The sequence below is a fragment of the Lysinibacillus sp. UGB7 genome (assembly GCF_049058285.1).
Classification (GTDB): domain Bacteria; phylum Bacillota; class Bacilli; order Bacillales_A; family Planococcaceae; genus Lysinibacillus; species Lysinibacillus sphaericus_B.
Window position 1 is genome coordinate 1 of record NZ_JBMGUV010000076.1, and the last position, 2,163, is coordinate 2,163.

A 2,163-nucleotide genomic window follows, 5' to 3' on the forward strand; every position below is an offset into this window, starting at 1 on the left:
AGGTTATCAATATACTTCAAAACTCTTCAAACGTATGATAGATGATGCCGAGACGGTACATAGTATGTCTAGAGTGGGACATTGTATCGATAACGGACCAATCGAGGCTTTTTGGGGTACGCTCAAATGCGAAAAATACTATTTAAATAAATATGATACATATGAAGAGCTAAAAAAAGCAATTTTAGGATACATTTCGTTTTATAATTCAGAGCGCTATCAAGAAAAATTAAACGGCTTGAGCCCCTTGGAATTCAGGTCTCAAGACGCGTAAAGCATTTTTATTATTTCCACTGTCTACTTGACAGGGAGCAGTTCAATTTTCAATACAAAGTCACGCTCTTAATGTTTTAGATTAGAAAGCAGTTAAGACTGCATTTTGATCATCTTCGTTTAATATCAAATACCCATTCCGCAAAGTTAGTGGCTTATTAGTAACAATAGTACCCAAATGATTAATAAATACGAAGTATTCTACACTACAAGGAATACCTTGGCATTCATCGTCATGGCGCACATCATAATAAAATAAGCCCTCTTCTCTTTGATCTAAAGGTATTCTTAAACACGTTGCATTAACAATCTCAGAATCTCTTAATTTTACAGTCATAAATATCACCTTTCTCTTTTAGATAGAAAAAGAGTACGAAACATATCATCGTACTCTAAAATTTTTAGATAAAATATCCTCTTGCTTTCATGGATAAATGTTTGTTATCACCGATAATGATATGATCGTCCATTTCTATTCCAACAATATAACCTACTTCTTGAAGTCTAGCGGTAATATCACTATCAGCTTGAGAAATACTAGTAGAACCACTTGGATGATTATGAACTGTAATGAATTTTGCTGCGGATACTTTTATTAGCTCACGCATCACTTCTCTCGGATGTACTTCTGTGGAGTTTAAAGTACCTTTAAAGATTGTTTTTCTTAAAATTATCTCACCACGAGTGTTTAATCCGAGTATTACAAAATGTTCTTGAGGCTCATATGTCAAATACATCATTTCTTGAGCAACATCATTTGGAGAAAGAATAGTAATAACCCCTTTTGATGGTACGTGCATTAAAGCAAGACTGAAATGTATACACATTAAAACCTTTTTAGCGATTGAGGTAGTAAAACCAAATTCCTTTAATTCAGATTCAGTAACCTGAGAAATTTCAATTTTAGTAACGGAACTTAAAAATTCTATAATGCATTCCTTGTACTTTTCCCCAATAACTCCTACAAGTGTTTCAACTAGAGAAAATCGATCATTTACAAGACTTTCTGTGACTAGTAAATTATCTTTGTTTTTAATGAGGGTTTTTTTCATACAATACCGTCCCTTTTGATTATCGTTTAATTGTTTTTTTGATTGGTTAAATTAATAACTCTTTAATTATTTCACTGTGTATTTCGATCAGTACCTTTATTCTTATTCACACTACCAATGAAAGCTTGCATACGCTTCTTCTCTTTAAAAAGGCGCAAGCATTGTGTCTGAGTTAGTGGTACAGCTCCTTCTTTTCTGATATGATCCATTACCTCATGGTGAGTTGCTACGAAAAATAGTGTTTCTTCTTTGTTGTAGCAAGTACCATACATCACATTTTCATCCTCAAAAATAAGTTTCATGCGAGCATGTGGCAATAATTCACCTGCAGAATAGATAGAACCAGTAATCTTTTTTGAATAAACTGGAGATAGAACTTACATATTTTTTGTAGCTACCACTTTTTTATTTTTCTTGTAGAAGAAGTTTTTAAACATTGACATTATAATGTCCCCCTAATTAGTTATTTTTTTGATTATAATTTTCTTCTTTTACAGAACGAAATGACTCACTACCAGGCTTTTTAATACCATAGTGACTAACTACTTCATCTGACCATTTTAGTTTCTTTAGCGATTGTGCAGACAATGTTAGATATTCATAAGGATTGAGTCCTTCAAATGCCATCATACCTGCTAGCGCTTTTAAATTATCAGGCTCAAAATGCCATGAACTTGATACCATGTAATCCCATACCTTGCCATTCGCATTAACTCCCTCTATAAACATTGATGTATCAACGGTTTCCACCACTCCGTGGTGAAGAAAAAATAATTTTCCACTTCATTTATAAACAGTGTTTTGAATTTATAGTTATAATTTACAAGTTAGGAGTACA

5 protein-coding genes are annotated in these 2,163 nt (G+C 32.8%); 1 reads left to right on the top strand and 4 read right to left on the bottom strand.

What is annotated here, in order from left to right:
• Positions 1-274: transposase (locus tag ACOMCU_RS27885; protein ID WP_421052280.1), on the top strand; the 274-nt coding region annotated here is incomplete at its 5' end.
• An 81-nt stretch (positions 275-355) separates the two neighbouring features.
• On the opposite strand, the gene ACOMCU_RS27890 is transcribed toward ACOMCU_RS27885, so the two are convergent.
• The 4 genes from ACOMCU_RS27890 to ACOMCU_RS27905 all read right to left on the bottom strand — a co-directional run bounded on the left by ACOMCU_RS27890 (position 356) and on the right by ACOMCU_RS27905 (position 2,075).
• Positions 356-610 (bottom strand): LPD28 domain-containing protein, encoded by a 255-nt coding sequence (locus tag ACOMCU_RS27890; RefSeq protein ID WP_421052281.1) that lies wholly within the window; start codon positions 608-610, stop codon positions 356-358.
• 64 nt (positions 611-674) lie between these two features.
• Positions 675-1,325, bottom strand: a complete 651-nt coding sequence (locus ACOMCU_RS27895; protein ID WP_421052282.1) for a JAB domain-containing protein — start codon at positions 1,323-1,325, stop codon at positions 675-677.
• Positions 1,326-1,396: 71 nt separating this feature from the next.
• Entirely contained in the window at positions 1,397-1,642 is a 246-nt protein-coding gene (locus tag ACOMCU_RS27900) for a hypothetical protein (protein ID WP_421052283.1), read from the bottom strand.
• A 142-nt stretch (positions 1,643-1,784) separates the two neighbouring features.
• Positions 1,785-2,075, bottom strand: a complete 291-nt coding sequence (locus tag ACOMCU_RS27905; protein ID WP_421052284.1) for a hypothetical protein — start codon at positions 2,073-2,075, stop codon at positions 1,785-1,787.
• Positions 2,076-2,163 lie beyond the last annotated feature (88 nt).